Annotated in this window: 16 protein-coding genes; 4 read left to right on the top strand and 12 right to left on the bottom strand. The window is 63.9% G+C overall.

Features of this window, described 5'->3' with window-relative positions; translation table 11 throughout:
* The first annotated feature begins 101 nt into the window (after positions 1–101).
* Together BLR13_RS15570 and BLR13_RS15565 are read left to right on the top strand one after the other, a co-directional pair.
* Entirely contained in the window at positions 102–1,346 is a 1,245-nt protein-coding gene (locus tag BLR13_RS15570) for an MFS transporter (RefSeq protein ID WP_074822310.1), read from the top strand.
* Positions 1,347–1,494: 148 nt separating this feature from the next.
* Positions 1,495–2,739: an MFS transporter gene (locus tag BLR13_RS15565; RefSeq protein ID WP_074822313.1), complete on the top strand. Its 1,245-nt coding sequence runs from the start codon at positions 1,495–1,497 to the stop codon at positions 2,737–2,739.
* Here the strand turns inward: BLR13_RS15565 and BLR13_RS15560 are convergent.
* Positions 2,690–3,184, bottom strand: coding sequence for a VOC family protein (locus BLR13_RS15560; protein WP_074822316.1), 495 nt, complete (start codon positions 3,182–3,184; stop codon positions 2,690–2,692). The two genes, BLR13_RS15565 and BLR13_RS15560, sit on opposite strands and share 50 nt — an antisense overlap.
* A gap of 66 nt (positions 3,185–3,250) precedes the next feature.
* Positions 3,251–3,796 carry a carboxymuconolactone decarboxylase family protein gene (locus tag BLR13_RS15555; protein ID WP_074822319.1) on the bottom strand — a complete coding sequence of 182 codons (546 nt, stop codon included), beginning with the start codon at positions 3,794–3,796 and terminating at the stop codon, positions 3,251–3,253.
* A 159-nt stretch (positions 3,797–3,955) separates the two neighbouring features.
* Here BLR13_RS15555 and BLR13_RS15550 point away from each other — a divergent pair, with 159 nt between their 5' ends.
* Together BLR13_RS15550 and BLR13_RS15545 are read left to right on the top strand one after the other, a co-directional pair.
* Positions 3,956–5,140, top strand: coding sequence for an acyl-CoA dehydrogenase family protein (locus tag BLR13_RS15550; RefSeq protein WP_074822322.1), 1,185 nt, complete (start codon positions 3,956–3,958; stop codon positions 5,138–5,140).
* 174 nt (positions 5,141–5,314) lie between these two features.
* Entirely contained in the window at positions 5,315–6,454 is a 1,140-nt protein-coding gene (locus BLR13_RS15545; protein WP_074822324.1) for an acyl-CoA dehydrogenase family protein, read from the top strand.
* A 99-nt stretch (positions 6,455–6,553) separates the two neighbouring features.
* Here the strand turns inward: BLR13_RS15545 and BLR13_RS15540 are convergent, their stop codons facing one another.
* From BLR13_RS15540 to BLR13_RS15495, 10 genes are all read right to left on the bottom strand, one after another.
* Positions 6,554–7,594 (bottom strand): amino acid ABC transporter substrate-binding protein, encoded by a 1,041-nt coding sequence (locus tag BLR13_RS15540; protein WP_074822327.1) that lies wholly within the window; start codon positions 7,592–7,594, stop codon positions 6,554–6,556.
* Positions 7,595–7,654: 60 nt separating this feature from the next.
* Complete coding sequence (locus tag BLR13_RS15535) at positions 7,655–8,254, bottom strand: L,D-transpeptidase (protein WP_074831482.1); 600 nt, start codon at positions 8,252–8,254, stop codon at positions 7,655–7,657.
* 164 nt (positions 8,255–8,418) lie between these two features.
* Positions 8,419–8,550 carry a DUF2474 domain-containing protein gene (locus tag BLR13_RS41720; protein WP_091976526.1) on the bottom strand — a complete coding sequence of 44 codons (132 nt, stop codon included), beginning with the start codon at positions 8,548–8,550 and terminating at the stop codon, positions 8,419–8,421.
* Positions 8,547–9,557, bottom strand: a complete 1,011-nt coding sequence (gene cydB / locus BLR13_RS15525) for a cytochrome d ubiquinol oxidase subunit II (RefSeq protein ID WP_074822329.1) — start codon at positions 9,555–9,557, stop codon at positions 8,547–8,549. Before cydB ends, BLR13_RS41720 begins: the two co-directional genes overlap by 4 nt.
* The gene (locus BLR13_RS15520; RefSeq protein WP_074822332.1) at positions 9,554–10,963 is read right to left on the bottom strand and encodes a cytochrome ubiquinol oxidase subunit I; all 1,410 of its coding nucleotides are present in this window, start codon (positions 10,961–10,963) and stop codon (positions 9,554–9,556) included. The genes cydB and BLR13_RS15520 overlap by 4 nt, the downstream gene beginning before the upstream one ends.
* Before the next feature lie 214 nt (positions 10,964–11,177).
* Positions 11,178–11,381: a hypothetical protein gene (locus BLR13_RS15515; protein ID WP_074822335.1), complete on the bottom strand. Its 204-nt coding sequence runs from the start codon at positions 11,379–11,381 to the stop codon at positions 11,178–11,180.
* 178 nt (positions 11,382–11,559) lie between these two features.
* Positions 11,560–12,171: a sigma-70 family RNA polymerase sigma factor gene (locus BLR13_RS15510; protein ID WP_074822338.1), complete on the bottom strand. Its 612-nt coding sequence runs from the start codon at positions 12,169–12,171 to the stop codon at positions 11,560–11,562.
* Positions 12,172–12,386: 215 nt separating this feature from the next.
* A complete protein-coding gene (locus tag BLR13_RS15505; RefSeq protein WP_074822341.1) occupies positions 12,387–13,127 on the bottom strand; it encodes a response regulator in 741 nt (246 codons plus the stop codon).
* Positions 13,124–14,869, bottom strand: coding sequence for an ATP-binding response regulator (locus BLR13_RS15500; protein ID WP_074822344.1), 1,746 nt, complete (start codon positions 14,867–14,869; stop codon positions 13,124–13,126). The genes BLR13_RS15505 and BLR13_RS15500 overlap by 4 nt, the downstream gene beginning before the upstream one ends.
* Positions 14,839–16,893, bottom strand: a complete 2,055-nt coding sequence (locus tag BLR13_RS15495) for a sensor histidine kinase (protein ID WP_074822349.1) — start codon at positions 16,891–16,893, stop codon at positions 14,839–14,841. The genes BLR13_RS15500 and BLR13_RS15495 overlap by 31 nt, the downstream gene beginning before the upstream one ends.
* Between the last annotated feature and the right edge of the window lie 4 nt (positions 16,894–16,897).

The raw sequence follows: 16,897 nt of genomic DNA, 5'->3' as shown, positions 1-16,897 counted from the left end.
GCGCCCATTTGCGTCGGTTGATAGCCCGGGCGCACGTCTCCATAGTGCCGAAAATGATTCAAGGCTCTCTTCGTCGGGGGCCTGCCGGGCGGGAATGGCCGATGTTGGATACGACAGCCACGCAAGAGATCGCTGATGACGCGCGGGCGCGCGCCAACGTGCTGCGCCTGGCCGCGGCGCAGGCGCTGACCGGCGCCAATTCGGCGGTGATTTTCGCCACCGGCTCGATCGTCGGCGCGACGCTGGCGCCGTCGATCTCGCTCGCCACCGTGCCGCTGTCGATGTACGTGCTCGGCCTCGCCGCCGGCACGTTGCCGACCGGCGCCATCTCGCGCGCCTATGGCCGCCGTGTCGCCTTCATCATCGGCACCTTCTGCGGCGTACTGACCGGCGCGCTCGGTGCGTTTGCGATCCTGCATGCGTCGTTCTGGCTGTTTTGCGGCGCGACCTTCCTCGGCGGGCTCTATGGCGCGGTGTCGCAATCCTATCGCTTCGCGGCGGCCGATGGCGCCAGCGCCGCGTTCCGGCCCAAGGCCGTATCCTGGGTGATGGCGGGCGGCGTGTTCGCCGGCGTGCTCGGTCCGCAGCTTGTGCAATGGACCATGGATATCTGGCCGCCTTACCTGTTCGCCTTCAGCTTCGTGATGCAGGCCCTCGTTGCGCTGGTGGCGATGGCGGTGCTGTCGGGCGTCGACGCGCCGAAGCCTGCAGCGGCCGATCTGCATGGCGGCCGGCCGCTGTTCGAGATCGCGCGGCAGCCGCGCTTCATTGCGGCGGCGATGTGCGGGGTGATCGCCTATCCGATGATGAACCTGGTGATGACCTCGGCGCCGCTGGCGATGAAGATGTGCGGGCTCACGGTCAGCGATTCCAATTTCGGCATTCAGTGGCACATCGTGGCGATGTACGGACCGAGCTTCTTCACGGGCTCGCTGATCGCGCGCTTTGGTGCGCCCAGGATCGTCGCGCTCGGCCTGGTTCTGGAGGCCACGGGGGCGGCGATCGGTCTGTCCGGGATCACCGCGATGCATTTCTGGGCGACGCTGTTCGTGCTCGGCATCGGCTGGAACTTCGCCTTCGTCGGCGCCTCGGCGCTGGTGCTGGAGACGCACCGGCCGCAGGAACGCAACAAGGTGCAGGCCTTCAACGACTTCCTGGTGTTCGGAATGATGGCGGTGGGCTCGTTCTCGTCCGGCCAGTTGCTGGCCCATTACGGCTGGTCCGCCGTCAACATGGTGGTGTTCCCGCCGGTGCTGCTGGGGCTCGGAATCCTGCTGTTCGCGTCGTTTTCGAAGCGGCGGGCGAGCCTGCAGGCCGTGGACGAGTTTCCCGAGCCCAGCATCTGATTCCGAAGGCGGGCTAGCTGACAGCTGCTGACAGTTCGATGGGCATCGAAGCGATGACCCTTGCACCTTGGAGGGTGGCTATCGACTTGCTGCAGTAGAAGCGCGAAGAACCTCTTTGCGTGTGATCGCTGCTCAAGAGGGTTGATCGTTGGACGCTTCCAGTCACATCACGTTGGACGAAACCTCCATCCGCTACGACGGCTGGCGCATTGTCGTCGTCTGTTTCCTGCTGGCGACGTTCGGCTGGGGGCTCGGCTTCTACGGCCAGAGCGTCTATGTCGCCGAACTGCATCGGCTGCACGGCTGGCCGGCGTCGCTGATCTCGTCCGGCACGACCTTCTTCTATCTGTTCGGCGCCGCGCTGGTTGCCTTTGTCGCCGAGGCGATCAAGGCGTTCGGTCCGCGCAAGTGCCTGATCGCGGGCACCTTCGCGATGGCAGCGGCCGCGATCTCGATCGGTCAGGTCAACGAGCCCTGGCAGCTCTTTCTCGCCAACGCGGTGCTGGCGTTCGGCTGGGCCGGCACCAGCCTCAGCATCATCAACAATACGCTCGGGCTCTGGTTTGACAAGAAGCGCGGCATGGCGATCAGCCTGGCGCTGAACGGCGCCAGTTTTGGCGGCATCGTCGGCGTGCCCTTGTTGGTGGCCGCGATCGGCTATTTCGGCTTCTCGGGTGCGATGATCGCGTCAGCCGTCGTGATGGTCGCGCTGATGGTGCCGGTGATCCTGATTTTCGTCGGACGGCCGCCGGTTCACGCCTATGCGGGTTCCGTGGCCGCGGCCGATGCGCCGTCGCCGACGCAGATCCGGGCGCAGGCGTTTCGCGATATCGGCTTCCTCTCGGTGTCGATTGCGTTCGCGCTGGTGCTGTTCGCGCAAGTCGGTTTCATCGTCCACCTGATCTCGTTTCTGGACTCGGGGATCGGACGCGAGAAGGCTGCCCTTGCAGTCGCCGTCCTGACGGCGATGGCGGTGGTCGGCCGCGTGCTGTTTTCCTTTGTGATCGACCGGCTCCATCAGCGGCTGGCGTCGTCGCTGTCGTTCATCAGCCAGGCCGGCGCGCTGCTGGTCCTGATCAACGTGCACAATGATATCGCCGTCATCGCCGCCTGCGCGGTGTTCGGATTTTCGGTTGGCAACCTGATCACGCTGCCGTCGCTGATCGTGCAGCGCGAGTTCGACCCGCGTTCATTCGGCGTGCTGGTCAGCCTGATCACCGCGATCAACCAGATCACCTACGCGTTCGGTCCCGGGGTGATCGGCCTGCTGCGCGATATGTCCGGCAGTTACGCGCTGCCGTTCTACGGCTGCATCGGCGTCGAGTTGACGGCCGCAGTGCTGATCATGGTTCGCGGGCGCGCAGCAAATCGTCCAGATCGAGCCGCTTTGTGAACATCGACAGCGCGCCGTCAGGCGTGCGCGGCCACTCTTCCTTGGGGCGGTCCCGATAGAGCTCAACACCGTTCTCGTCGGGATCGCGTAAGTAGAGCGCCTCGCTGACACCGTGGTCGCTGGCGCCGTCGAGCTGGATGCCGGCCTGGATCACGCGGTGCAGCGCGTCAGCCAGCGCCGGACGGGTGGGGTAGAGGATCGCGGTGTGGAACAGCCCGGTGGTGCCCGGCGGCGGCGGGTGGCCGCCTTTGCTTTCCCAGGTGTTGAGACCGATGTGGTGGTGATAACCGCCGGCCGAAATGAACGCCGCGGCCGAGCCCATCTGCTGCATCACCTCGAAGCCGAGCACACCGCAGTAAAACCCCAGCGCGCGGTCGAGATCGGCGACCTTGAGATGAACATGCCCGATCCGCGTACCGGCAATGATGGGCGGGTTTTGGGACATGCAGTCTCGCTATCTCTCTTCCGGGCATAGATCGCGCCTGAACGCGATCTATGCAGCGCTCATCCCTTACGCAAGGTCGGAGACTTCGCCCTCGGGCAGCCCGAACTCAAACGTATTCAGCGTCATCGACACCATCGTGTAATAGCCGCACAGCCCGATGACTTCAACGATGCCGCGTTCGGTCAGCACCTTCACGGCCTCGTCGTACAGCGCCTTGGAAACGCCGTGGCCTTCGTGCAGCGATTTGGCGACGTCGTAGATCATTTTGCCCTTGGGATCGTCGAAGGTCGGCGTGCGGCGATCGCGGATGTCGTCGATGATCTTCGGGTCCATGCCGCCTTTCAGCGCCAGGCGCTTGTGGGCGTACCATTCGTAATGCGAGGTCCAGTGCCGCGCGGTGACGAGGATCGCAATCTCCGACAATTTTGCCGGAAAGATGGTGTTGAAACGAAGCTGCTCGCCCAGCCGGGTGGCATGCTTCGCCATCGGGGGACTGTTGAGCCAGGCCATCATCGGCGCCGGCGGGGCGCCGCGCTTGCCGGCGATCGACTCGTCGTAGGTTTCTTTTTGCTCGGCGTTCATTTCGCCAGGCGAAAGCAACTTCAGCCGCATGTCCGTTTCCTCTTGTTTTTCAATCGTTGCGCGCCCTGCGATACACCTGAATAGGGACTATGACCACCGCGGTCAGGGCATGGCGCAGCGCAGAGACATATTGAATTCCGCAATGCGATAGCTAAGGTCGATCCAACATTCCCACATGGAAACGCCGATATGTCCGATCTGGAAAACTTTCGCCGTGAGACCCGCGCCTGGCTGGAGGCCAATTGTCCGCCGGAGATGCGGCGGCCGATGACCTCGGAGGGCGACACCTTCTGGGGCGGCCGCAACGCCAAGTTCTCGTCCGAACCTCAGCGTGTCTGGTTCGAGCGGATGCGTGACAAGGGCTGGACCGTGCCACACTGGCCGAAGGAATATGGCGGCGGAGGCCTCGATGGCGAGCAGGCCAAGATCGTGCGCCAGGAGATGGCGGCGATCGGCGCACGGCAGCCGCTGGTCTCGTTCGGCATTTCCATGCTCGGGCCGGCACTGCTGCAGTACGGCACCGACGCGCAAAAGAAGGAACATCTGCCGAAAATCACCGCCGGACTTATTCGCTGGTGCCAGGGTTATTCCGAGCCGAACGCCGGGTCGGATCTCGCCTCGCTGCAGACCCGCGCCGAGAGCGACGGCGACGATTTCGTCATCACCGGCCAGAAGATCTGGACATCATATGCGAATTACGCCGACTGGATTTTCTGCCTGGTGCGCACCGACGCGTCAGCCAAGAAGCATGACGGCATCAGCTTTATCCTGTTCGACATGACGTCGAAGGGTGTCTCGACCAAGCCGATCCTCTTGATCTCCGGCTACTCGCCGTTCTGCGAAACCTTCTTCGACGGCGTGCGGGTGCCGAAATCGCATGTGGTCGGTACCGTCAACCGCGGCTGGGATGTCGCGAAATATCTGCTGCAGCACGAGCGCGCGATGATCTCGGGCATGGGCGAGCGCGGCGTCGGCCGGCCGCTCGGCCAGGTCGCCGCCGATTCCGTCGGCACCGACGAGCAGGGCCGGCTGGAGGACTCGATGCTGCGCAGCCAGATCTCGGCCTTCGAGATCGACGAGGCGGCGCTGTCGGCGGCCGCCGAACGCGCGGTCGATCTCGCTAAGGCCGGCGAGTCGCATCCGGCGTTTTCCTCGGCGATGAAATATTACGGCACCGAGCTCAACAAGCGCCGCTACGAAATCCTGATGTCGGCTGGCGGCGCCGATGCGCTGGAATGGGAAAGCGAACGCTCACGCGGTGGCGCCCGCCCGCGCGCCTGGCTGCGTACCAAGGCCAATTCGATCGAAGGCGGCACCAGCGAGGTGATGCTCGGCATCGTCGCCAAGCGCATCCTCGATCTGCCGGGGGCGTAGCTACTGTCATCGCTCTCACGTCGTCCCTGCGAAAGCAGGGACCCATAACCACCGCTGTTAAGTATTTATCGTGACGCTCACTCCATCTCTTCATCGCGGCGCCGCGGAGTATGGGTCCCTGCTTTCGCAGGGACGACGATGCAGTCTATTTCACTTCTAAACCGGAATTCCTCAATGGCACTCGTCCTCACCGAAGAACAATCCATGCTGCGCGACAGCGCGCGCGGCCTTATCAGCGACAAGGCGCCGGTGTCGCATCTGCGGCAACTGCGCGACGCCAAGGACGAAACCGGGTTTTCCCGCGAGCTCTGGAAAGCGTTTGCCGAGATGGGATTTGCCGGGCTCTTGGTGCCGGAGAATTTTGGCGGCAGCGGGCTCGGCTGCGTCGAGGCCGGCGTGGTGATGGAGGAGATCGGCCGCACCTTGATGCCGTCGCCGTATCTCGCGACCGCGGTGCTGGCCGCTTCCGCGCTGTCGCGCGGCGGCAGCGACGCGCAGAAGTCGGCGCATCTGCCGAAGATATCCGACGGCTCGCTGCTGGCCGCGCTCGCGATCGACGAGGGCACCAAACATCGTCCACTGCAGATCCAATTGCAGGCGGTGCGATCCGGCAATGGCTTCAAGCTGAATGGCGCCAAGGCGTTTGTGGTCGACGGTCACACCGCCGATCTCCTGATCGTGGCGGCGCGCACCGGCGGCGCCGCCGGCGAGCGTAACGGGCTGACGCTGTTCCTGGTCGATCCCAAGGCCAAGGGCGTTGCGATCGAGCGCACCGCGATGGTGGATTCACACAACGCGGCGCGGATCGAATTCGCCAATGTTGAGGTCAACGCCGATCAAGTGCTCGGCGAGGTCGATCAGGGCGGGGCGCTATTGGAAGGCGTGCTCAACATTGGCCGCGGCGCGGTGGCGTCCGAAATGGTGGGCCTGAGCGAAGAAGTATTCGGCCGCACCGTGACGTATCTCAAGGAGCGCAAGCAGTTCGGCAAGCTGATCGGCGAATTCCAGGCGCTGCAACATCGCGCCGCCGAACTCTATATCGATATCGAGATCACCCGCGCGGCGGTGCTGAAGGCGCTGCAGACGCTCGACGGTGATTTCGATCACGCCAGTGCCGCGGTGGCGGTCGCCAAGGCCCGCGCCGGCACCACCGCGACGCGGGCGGTCCAGGAAGGCGTCCAGATGCATGGCGGCATGGGCATGACCGACCAGTTCGACATCGGCTTCTTCATGAAGCGTGCGCGGGTCTGCCAGGAATTGTTCGGCGATGCGAACTACCACGCCGATCAACTGGCGCGGATGAAGAGTTATTGAGGCAACCCCGTCATTGCGAGCGAAGCGAAGCAATCCATGGCCACAAAGAAAGTATGGATTGCTTCGTCGCTACGCTCCTCGCAATGACGGTGGAGAGATTTACCTGATCGGCGGGGCGTATTGGATGCCGCCGTTGCTCCACAGCGAGTTCAGGCCGCGGGGGATCTTCAGGCGCGATCCCGAGCCGACATTGCGGTCGTAGACTTCACCGTAGTTGCCGACGTGGCGGATGATGCGGGCGGCCCAGTCCTTCGACAGGCCGAGGTCTTCGCCGTAGGTGCCCTCGGTGCCGACCAGCCGCATTACATCCGGCTTCTTCGACTTCATCGCCTCGTCGATATTCTTCGAGGTGATGCCGAGTTCCTCGGCGTTGACCATCGCATACAGCGTCCACTTCACCAGCATCATCCAGTCGTCGTCACGCTGGCGCACCACGGGGGCGAGCGGCTCCTTGGAGATGACGTCGGGCAGGATGACGTGGTCGGCCGGCTGGGTCAGATTCAGCCGCAGCGCGTAGAGCTGGGAAACGTCGGCGGTAAAGGTATCGCACTTGCCGGACTCGTAGGCCTTGACCACCTCTTCCAGCTTCGGAAACTTCATCTCCGTGTATTTCATGTTGTTGGCACGGAAATAGTCCGCGAGGTTGAGCAGCGTGGTCGTGCCGTCCTGGACGCACACCTTGCTGCCGTTCAGGTCCAGCGCGGAATCGATCTTGCGGGACTGCGGCAGCATGAAGCCCTGGCCGTCATAATAGGCGACCGCCGGGAAGTAGAGGTCGTAATTGGTCTCGCGCGACATGCTCCAGGTCGAGTTGCGCGAGAGGATGTCGACTTTGCGGTTCTGCAGTTCCTTGAAGCGTTCGTTGGCGTCCAGCGGCACAAAACTCGCCTTCTTGGGATCGTCGAAGATCGCCGCCGCCACCGCGCGGCAGAAATCGACGTCGAAGCCGGTCCAGTCGCCCTTGTCGTCGGGGTTCGAGAAGCCGGGCAGGCCCTTGTTGACGCCGCACAGCACTTCGCCGCGCCGGATCGTTCGCTTCAGGGTCTTGGTGTCATAGCGCTCATAGGTGATGGCACCGGCCAGGATCGCGACTGCGACCGCCAGACCAATCAGGAGGCCGCCTCGAAATGTACGTAGCATTTTTTAACTCACCAATTTCAGGGAAATGGATCGGCTAATGAGAGGGAGCAGGCGTCGCCGTTACAGTTCCGGCTTCTGCCGGATGATCACCTTGGTGCCGACCGGAACGCGCTCGTAGAGGTCGGCGACGTCGGAGTTGACCAGCCGGAAGCAGCCGGAGGAGACGGCGGTGCCGATGGTGTCGGGCCGGTTGGTGCCGTGAATGCGATAGACGGTGGTGCCGAGATACATCGCGCGTGCGCCGAGCGGGTTGCCCGGGCCGCCGGCCATGAAGCGCGGCAGATAGGGTTGGCGCTGAATCATCTCCGGCGGCGGCGTCCAGTCCGGCCACTCCGCCTTGCGGGTGATGTTCACCAGCCCCTGCCATTGAAATCCGTCGCGGCCGACGCCGATGCCGTAGCGCAGCGCGCGGCCATTGCCCTGGATCAGATAGAGATGCCGCTCCGCGGTGGAGATAATGATGGTGCCGGCCGGTTCGCTGGTGCGATAGAGCACCGCCGTCTTCTTGAACTCCGGATCCAGTTCGACCGAGTCATCGGCAATCAACCCCGGCTGGTCGCCGACGTCGGGCTGGCGCAATTGCGCCTGGCTTTGCGAGGTCGAAAGGATCAGACCGGCTGTTGCGATCAACATCCAGATCAGGTGCCGAAACTTCGTCATCGCGGAGTTCTCCTTGGTGGCCTCTTGGCCGAAGGCCAAATCAGCGGAACCATCAAATCTCAGGGCCAGCTTGATGGCAAGTTTAGGGCGAATGTGGCGGATAGGTCACTGAAATGCCTTATATTTTTGTCGGCCGCCCAATTCATGGGGGCGTCATGGCGGGCTCATTTCGGTGCGATCCAGAGCCGCAGGCCAAACGAGATCAGGGCGACGGTGCCGACCCCGCCGAGCCAAAGCGTGGCGAACCACAGCAGGCGCTGTCGAAGGGGACGCGGATTTGGCTCCCGCGACGTCAATGATACCCGCTTTCCGGCTTCACCTTGCCGCGGAACACCCAGTAGGCCCAAGCGGTATAGCCGAGGATCAGCGGTATCAGCACGGCGACGCCGAACAGCATGAATATCTGGCTGTTCTCGGGCGAAGCCGCCTGCCAGATCGTGATGCTCTGCGGCACGATATAGGGGTACATGCTGATGCCGAGGCCGGCATAGGACAATGCGAACAGCGCCAGCGTCAGGAAGAACGGCTGGAAGTCGTATTTGTTGGCGAGGCTGCGCAGCAGCAGGACGGTGACGCCGGCCACCGCGATCGGTACCGGCGCGGTCAGGATGATGTTCGGCCACGCAAACCAGCGATGGGTGTACTGCACATGCAGGAACGGGGTGGCGATGCTGACGGCGCCGATGGCCCCTAACATCGCCAGCAGCAACAGCCAGCTCAGGTGATAGGCGCGATCGCGCAGCGCGCCTTCGGTCTTCATGACAAGCCACGTCGCCCCTAATAGGGCATAGCCGATGACGAGCGCCGCGCCCGTCAGGATACTGAACGGCGTCAGCCAGTCCCACCAGCCGCCGGCATAATGCCGTCCGTCGACATGCACGCCCTGCAGGATGGCGCCGAGCGCGATGCCCTGCGCCAAGGTCGCCAGCAGCGACCCACCGGCAAAGGCGATGTCCCAGCGGTTGCTGCCGGTTTGCGTCGTGCGCCAGCGGAATTCGAAGGCGACGCCGCGGAACACCAGGCCGAGCAGCATCGCAATCATGGGCGTGTAGAGCGCCGGCATCAGCACCGCATAGGCCAGCGGGAACGCCGCCATCATGCCGCCGCCGCCGAGCACCAGCCAGGTTTCGTTGCCGTCCCAAACCGGGGCGACGCTGTTCATGATGACGTCGCGATCGGCCTTTTGCGGAAACAGCGGAAACAGGATGCCGAGACCGAGATCGAAGCCGTCCATCACGACATAGACGAACACCGCAAAGGCGATAATGAAGGCCCAGATAGTGGGAAGATCGATCGGGATCATCGCGCGCCTCCTTCGGCGGCCGCACCCGCGGCGGGCGTGATGCCGGCGGCGCGCGCCGGGATGTCGCTGCGCGGGCCCTGTTCGCCGTGATGCGGCGGCGAGGCCATCAAGCGCAGGATGTAGATCACGCCGGCCGTGAACACCGCGAAATAGACGATGATGAAAGCGATCAGCGAGGAGCCGACCGCGGGCGCGGCGAGCGGGGAAGCCGATTCCACCGTGCGCAACAGCCCGTACACGGTGAACGGCTGCCGTCCGGTCTCGGTGGTGATCCACCCGGCCAGCACCGCGATGAAGCCGGCGGGGCCCATCGCCAGCGCGAACATGTGCAACAGCCGGGTTTCATAGAGTTTGCCGCGCAGACGCATCAACAGGCTGAACAGGCCGAGCCCCATGATCAGGAATCCCAGCCCGACCATGATGCGGAACGACCAGAACGTGATCGGCACCGGCGGCCAGTTTTCACGCGGCACCGTGTCGAGGCCGGCCAGCGGCGCGTCGAGCGAATGTTTGAGGATCAGCGAACCCAGTTTCGGCACTTCGACGGCGTAGTCGACCTTGCCGGCGGTCTGATTGGGCAGGCCGAACAGGATCAGCGGCGCGCCGTCCTTGTGACTCTCGAAGTGACCTTCCATCGCCATGATCTTGGTCGGCTGATGCTCCAGTGTGTTGAGCCCGTGCTGGTCGCCGGCAAGAATCTGGATCGGCGCGACCAGCGTCGCCATCCACATCGCCATCGAGAACATCACGCGGGGGCCGGCAAGGTGCCGGTCGCGCAGCAGATGATACGCGCCGACCGCGCCGACCACGAGCGCGGTGGTCAGATATGCCGCCAGCACCATGTGCACGAGCCGGTACGGGAATGACGGGTTGAAGATCACCTTGAGCCAGTCGGCGGCGACGAACTGCCCGTCGGCATTGATGGCGTAGCCGGCCGGCGTCTGCATCCAGGAATTGGCGGACAGAATCCAGAACGCCGAAATCAAGGTGCCGATCGCGACCATCAGTGTCGCCAGGAAATGCAGGCGGTGGCCGACGCGTTCGAGGCCGAACAGCATGACGCCGAGGAAGCCCGCCTCCAGGAAAAACGCGGTCAGCACCTCATAGGCCATTAGCGGGCCGATCACCGGGCCGGTCTTGTCCGAGAAGGCCGACCAGTTGGTGCCGAACTGGTAGGACATCACAATCCCTGACACCACGCCCATGCCGAAGGCGACGGCAAAGATCTTCAGCCAGTAATTGAACAGGTTGATGAATACCTCGCGCCCGGTGGCGAGCCACAGCGCTTCCAGCACCGCCAGATAGCTGGCGAGCCCGATCGAGAAGGCGGGAAATATGATGTGGAACGACATCGTGAAGGCGAACTGCGCCCGGGCCAATACAACCGCATCCCAGCCTTCGAACATCGCGCACCATCCGTCACAATTCATCCGGTGCGGAGACTATCACGCCGGGTTTGACGATAGTACCCGCGCGCCTCAACTCGCCAAGCCTGCGTACATGACCGGGGTCCAAATACAGAGCGACCCGGCTGGGGGGCATCCCGGCCGGGTCGTTGGAGGTAACTTGGGAGGTTGAAGATCGGTCGGCTAGCAATTCAAAGTCACAGTAAAAACTGTCTCAGCGGAGGTTGGTTCCGCTGTCGTCGGAGATCACGCAGACCTCCTTGGGGTTCCGGGTGCTGCAATCGATCACCTGTTCGCGGACGACCATGGTGCCGCTATCGCGCTGGGCGCGGGGCGAGACGTTCTGGGCGGACAGCGAGGCCAGGGTGCAGACGGCGCCGAGCGGGATAATGAAGAAGCGGAAGGACGGCTTCAGCATGTTGGCTCTCCTGTTCGGCGTTGGTGTTGCGTTGTTGAGTTAAGGGTATAGGGGCTGAGTTTTTCCGCCGGATGTCGTCAATTGTTTCATTTGTTTCGCCGGCGGTAATCTTTTGTCCGTCGAAACTGGCCCGTTTTCCGCTCCCGATGCCCTATTAGCCAGTTGAAAATGCTGTATTTTATGCAGCGAGGCTGTCGACCCCGGCGCCCTTAAGCAAGTCGGCCAATTGTTTGCGGGCGTAGAACATCCGGGTCTTCACCGTGCTCTGCGGGATGCCGATGATGGCGCCGGCCTCTTCGACCGACTTCTCGTGATAGTAGACGAGGTTGATGATCTCGCGGTGGGCCGGCGACAGCTTGGCGACACAGGCGCGCAGGATGGCGCTGGTGTTGCTGCGGTCGAGCGACGTTTCCGGAGTATCGGCGTCGTCGGCGATCTCAAGCACGTCGTCCTGGTCGATATCCTCGTGCTTGCGCTGACGCAGCGCGGTCAGCGCCTTGAAGCGGGCGATCGACAACAGCCAGGTCGAGACCTGGGAGCGGCCTTCAAACTGGCAGGCGGTCCGCCAGACGTCGAGGAACACCTGGCTGACCAGGTCTTCGGCCAACGTGGTGTCGCGCACCATCCGCAGCACGAAGCGGTAAACCCGGACGTTATGGCGGGAGTAAAGCACATGCATCGCGGTACGGCCGCCTTCGGCAATACTCTCCAGCAGCATCTCATCAGAGGTCGCGCGGGCCGCGACGATCGACTTGCGGGCTGCAGCGTTGATGGCGATGACGTTCGGCATGACAGGCTCCCAATTCGCCTTGGCGGCGGTTCGTTGGGAGGATTGTTAGTTAGTCAACGTTTCGGGACGTCTGCACCAAAAGGGAAAAATGGTTTCGTGCCGGGGAGAATTGTTTCGTCGCTGGGCCTGCGACGAAACATTCGGGGCCGAAATGCCAGTAATTTCAATACGCGGAAAGTTAGACGCTTCGCGGAAGCCGACGCTGGGGCTGCGACCTAGCCCTTGTCGCCGGTCGGCGAGAACAGATAGCCGCCGCCCCGGATCGTGCGGATGACGGCGGGCTTGGTCGGGTCGATCTCGATCTTGCGCCGGATCCGCATGATCCGCAGGTCGACGGCGCGGTCGAAGGCCTCGGCGTCGCGCGCATTGGCCAGTTCCAGGAGCCGCTCGCGCGACAGCACCCGCTTGGGGTTGGCCGCGAACACCTTCAACAGCCCGAATTCGGAGGCCGTCAGCGGATGCTCGTTGCCTTCTTCGTCGCGCAGCGCCTGGGCCTCGAGATCGAGCCATTTGGTGCCGAACCGCACCAGGTGCTCCTTCTCCGCCTTCGCCGCCGCAGCTTCGGGCGCTGCGGCCGTCTTGGCCGGCGCGCTTCGGCGCAGCACCGAGCGGATGCGCGCCATCAATTCGCGCAGCTCGCAGGGCTTTGCGATGTAGTCGTCGGCGCCGAGCTCGAGACCGACGACGCGGTCGATCGGGCTTGCGGTCGCCGTCAGCATGATGACGGGAACGTTGATGCGGCTCTTGAGGTCGCGAATGATCGACAGCCCGTCTTCCTCGGGCATGTTGAGGTCGAGCACCACGAGATCGGGCACGTTGGTCTCGATCACGCCGCGCAGGCTCTTGCCGCCGTCGCAAAGCGTCACGGAAAAGCCGTGCATCTTGAGGTAATCGCCGACCATTTCGCGGGCCGGCGCCTCGTCGTCGACGATGATGATGTGTTGGCTCTGGGTCATGTCGTCTCTGTTGCGGGCAGTGTAACCGTAAACGTCGAGCCCTGTCCGGGGCCGGCGCTTGCCGCGGTCACATGGCCGCCATGCATGTCGATGATGCGCTTGACGATCGACAGGCCGAGGCCGGTCGAACTTTCACCGGCAGTCGGCTTGGCCGAAAGCCGCTGGAAGCGGCCGAACAGCCGGCCGAGGTCCTCCGGCGACAATCCCGCGCCCTGATCGGTGATGCGAATGACGGTGTCGTGGCCCTCATGGGTGACCGCCACCGCGATCTTGCCGCCGATCTGCGAATATTTGATGGCGTTGCTGACGAGGTTGTCGATCGCCTCGCGGATCCGGTCGGCGTCGCACATCGTGACGAAATTCGGCGGCGCCGAAACGCTGAGCGTCTGCTGCTTGTTGACCGCCGAGGGCAGGTTGGCGTCGACGACCTCGGCAACGAGGGCGGCGACATCGACCGGCTCGCGACGGATGGTGATGTCGAAGGCGTCGGCCATCGCGTCCGAAATCAGATGATCGACCATCGAGGTCAGGCGCTTGGTGGCGTCGCGGATGTGCGCGACCTGCGCGGAGACGTTTTCCTTGGGCGAGCCGGCGCCGATCAGTTCGGTGAGCATTTCGGTGCGGCCGAGGATCACGCCCAGCGGATTCTTCAGGTCGTGTGCGACAGTGCCGAGAATTTCGTTCTTGAAGCCGTTGGCGCGCTGCAGCCGCAGCCACTGCGCCGAGAGCCGGCGATTGGCCTGCATCAGCGCGCGGGTGCGTTGCGCGACGCGGTCCTCGAGCTGGGTATTGGCCTCATGCAGTTGCCGGTAAAGGATGACGTTGTCGAACGCGATCGAGAGCCGGCTCGAGAAGATCTCGACCAGCGAACGGTCGGTGTCGGAGAGCGGTCGCTCGGCCTGCAGCAGCACCACGACTTCGCGCCCGCTGCCGGTGCGCAGATAGAGCACGCTGCGGTGGTCGGCGAATTCGTTCTTGCGGCGCAGGAAGGCGGCTTCCACCATCTGCCGCAAATCCGGATCGAGCGCTTTCGAGCTGGTGGTGCCGATGAAGCGGCTGTAGCAGCCGGAGCCCGCCAGCACCGAGAAATCGCTGTCGGCGTTGCCGTCGTCGCGGAGCACCAGGATGCCGGCGCAATCGACGTTGAGCAGCGAGGCGAGTTGCGTCAGCACGCCCTCGGCGAGGCGCTGCATCGACTTGAAGTCGTACAGGGTGGAGGCGGCGTCGATGATGATTTCCAGCCCGCGCCGGGTCTGCACCATGCGTTCGAGCTGCTGGTAGCTGCGCAGCGCCGCCGTCAGCGAGGTGAACAGCTTGTCGGCCGTCAGCTCGGTCTTGGCCTTGTAGTCGTTGATGTCGTACTGGACGATGACGCGGCGCTCCGGCGCCTGGCCAGGCTGGCCGGTGCGCAGGATGATGCGGACGGTCTCGTTTTTGAGTTCGCTGCGGATGTATTCGACGAGTTCGAGGCCGGCGACGTCGGTTTCCATGATGACGTCGAGCAGCACGGCCGCGATGTCGGGATTGTTGCGCATCAGCGTGCGGCCTTCGGCCGCGGAATAGGCCGAGAGGATTTCCAGCGTTGCGCCGTGGAGGTTGTAGTCGCTCAGCGCAAAGCGGGTGCCTTCATGCACCGCAGCATCGTCGTCGATGACGGCGATCTTCCATTTGCGGACGGACGAATCCTCCGGAACAGTTCCGGAATCGTCGATCAGGTGGAGGACATCGTCCTGTTCGGCCATTGAGGATTTCCGTCGGCTGCTGCGTCTGTTGGTGTGGGGCTGCCCTTGGCGACTTTCGGCATGATAATGCGGAATGTGGTGCCTTGTCCCAGTCTTGACTCCAGCATCATCCGGCCGCCGAGTTGTTGAGTGACAAGATTATAGACGATATGCAAGCCCAGTCCGGTGCCGCCTTCGTTGCGGCGCGTCGTAAAGAACGGGTCAAACGCCTGCCGCTGCACGTCCGGCGTCATCCCGGCCCCGTTGTCGGCGAAAATGATCTCGACGTCGTCGCTGCCGCGGCCGCGCGCCGTGATCGTGATCGCCCCGGAACGGCCGTTGGCGAAGGCATGATTGGCGGCGTTGAGGAAAAGATTGGTTAATATCTGGCCGTAGGAGCCGGGATAGCCGTCGATCATCAGGCCCTCCGGCACGTCCACCGACAGCGTGATCGCGGCCTTCTTCAGCACCGGCCGCAGGCTCGCGACGATCTGGTCGGTGGCTTCGCCGAGTGAGAATTGCCGGCGCTCGGCGTGCGAGCGGTCGACGGCGACCTGCTTGAACGACTGGATCAGTTCGCCGGCGCGATGCAGGTTCGCCACCAATTGCCCTGCGGCGTCGCGCGAGGTCTTGACGAACTCGTCGAGCTTGGAGCGCCGCAACGGCTCGGTGCGCAGATCCTGCTCGAACATTTCGGCGCGCCGCGCAAAACTTGAAGCGACCGTCAGGCTGATGCCGATCGGGTTGTTCACCTCATGGGCGACACCGGCGACCAGGCCGCCGAGCGCGGCCAGCCGTTCGGCGTCGATCAGGTTCTGCTGCGCGGTGTTGAGCTCGAGCAGCGCGCCCTCGGCCTTCTCCTTCGATGCGCGCAGTTCGTCTTCGGTGGCGCGCTTGGCGATGGCGTTCTCGCGGAACACCTCCACCGCGCGCGCCATCGCGCCGACCTCGTCCTTGGCGGTCGTTCCCTGCACGGCGCGGTCGTAGTCGCCCGACGTGATCGCGTGCATCGCCGCCATGATCTGCTGCAGCGGCAGGCGGATCGACAGCGCGATCAGGACGCCGGCGGACAGGATGATGCCGAGGAAGATCACCGCGATCGACAGCACCCGGCGCGAAATCGACGACAGCGTCCGGTCGAAGGTCTCCTGCGCCTTCTGCTCGCGTTGGCGCATCTTGACCGACAGCTCGTCGATGACGCCGATCGCATCGGCCTGGCTGGCGTCGATGGTGTTGCGCAGCAGCTCGGTCCGGTTGGCGAGCTGCTCGGTCAGCTTGGCAAAGCCCTCGCGCAGCGCCAGCGTCCGTGCGTTCAACCGCGTCAGCGCCATGCGCTGCAGGTCGTTGTCGGCGAGGTCGGACATGACGGGAATGGTTTTCTCGATCGTCTCGGTATTGCGGCGCGCCTCCTCGGCGGCGGCCGAGGCGAGCGACAGGTAATAGGAGTTGGCGGCGACCAGCATTCCCGTGAACGCCTCGCGGGATTTGCCGAGCGCCGGCCAGATCAGTGCATCGCGGTGGCCGGTGGCGCCCTCGATGATGGAATAGAGCCCGGCCATCTCCTTGGCCGGGCCCAGCACCTGCTGCTCGTAGGTCTTGGTGATGGTCGCCTGCACCCCGCGCAATTCGCCGAAGCCGTTGAGGAAGCGGTCGGTGACGTGCTCCAGCCGCTCGACCGATCCTGAAAGCATCGGGTCGGCCGATGCGCGCGTGGTGAGCGTGCCGAGGACGGCTTCGCGCAGCAGCAGGATTTCGGCGAACAGTTCCGGGCTCGGCTGGTTGATGTAGCGATGGATCAGGTTCTGCAGGCGGCTGGTTTCGCTTTCCAGCCGCGCCAGGATCTTGTCGGATTCCCGCACCTGACGGACATCTTCCCAGGCCGATCCCAGCACCGCGGCGCCGTTCCAGATCAGCGCGGCGAGCACCACGACGACCGCGGAGTTTAGCCCCGCGATCGACAGGATGCGCCAGCGGATCGGCACCGCCCGCAGCACCTGAACGATGCGGAAACGGCCGCGCGCGGCGAAGCTCGCCGGCCGTTCCATTGCT

The sequence above is a fragment of the Bradyrhizobium ottawaense genome (genome assembly GCF_900099825.1).
GTDB classification, from domain to species: Bacteria; Pseudomonadota; Alphaproteobacteria; order Rhizobiales; family Xanthobacteraceae; genus Bradyrhizobium; species Bradyrhizobium ottawaense_A.
Note: the sequence above shows the minus strand (reverse complement) of the source record. Positions and strands in the feature narration are given on the sequence as shown.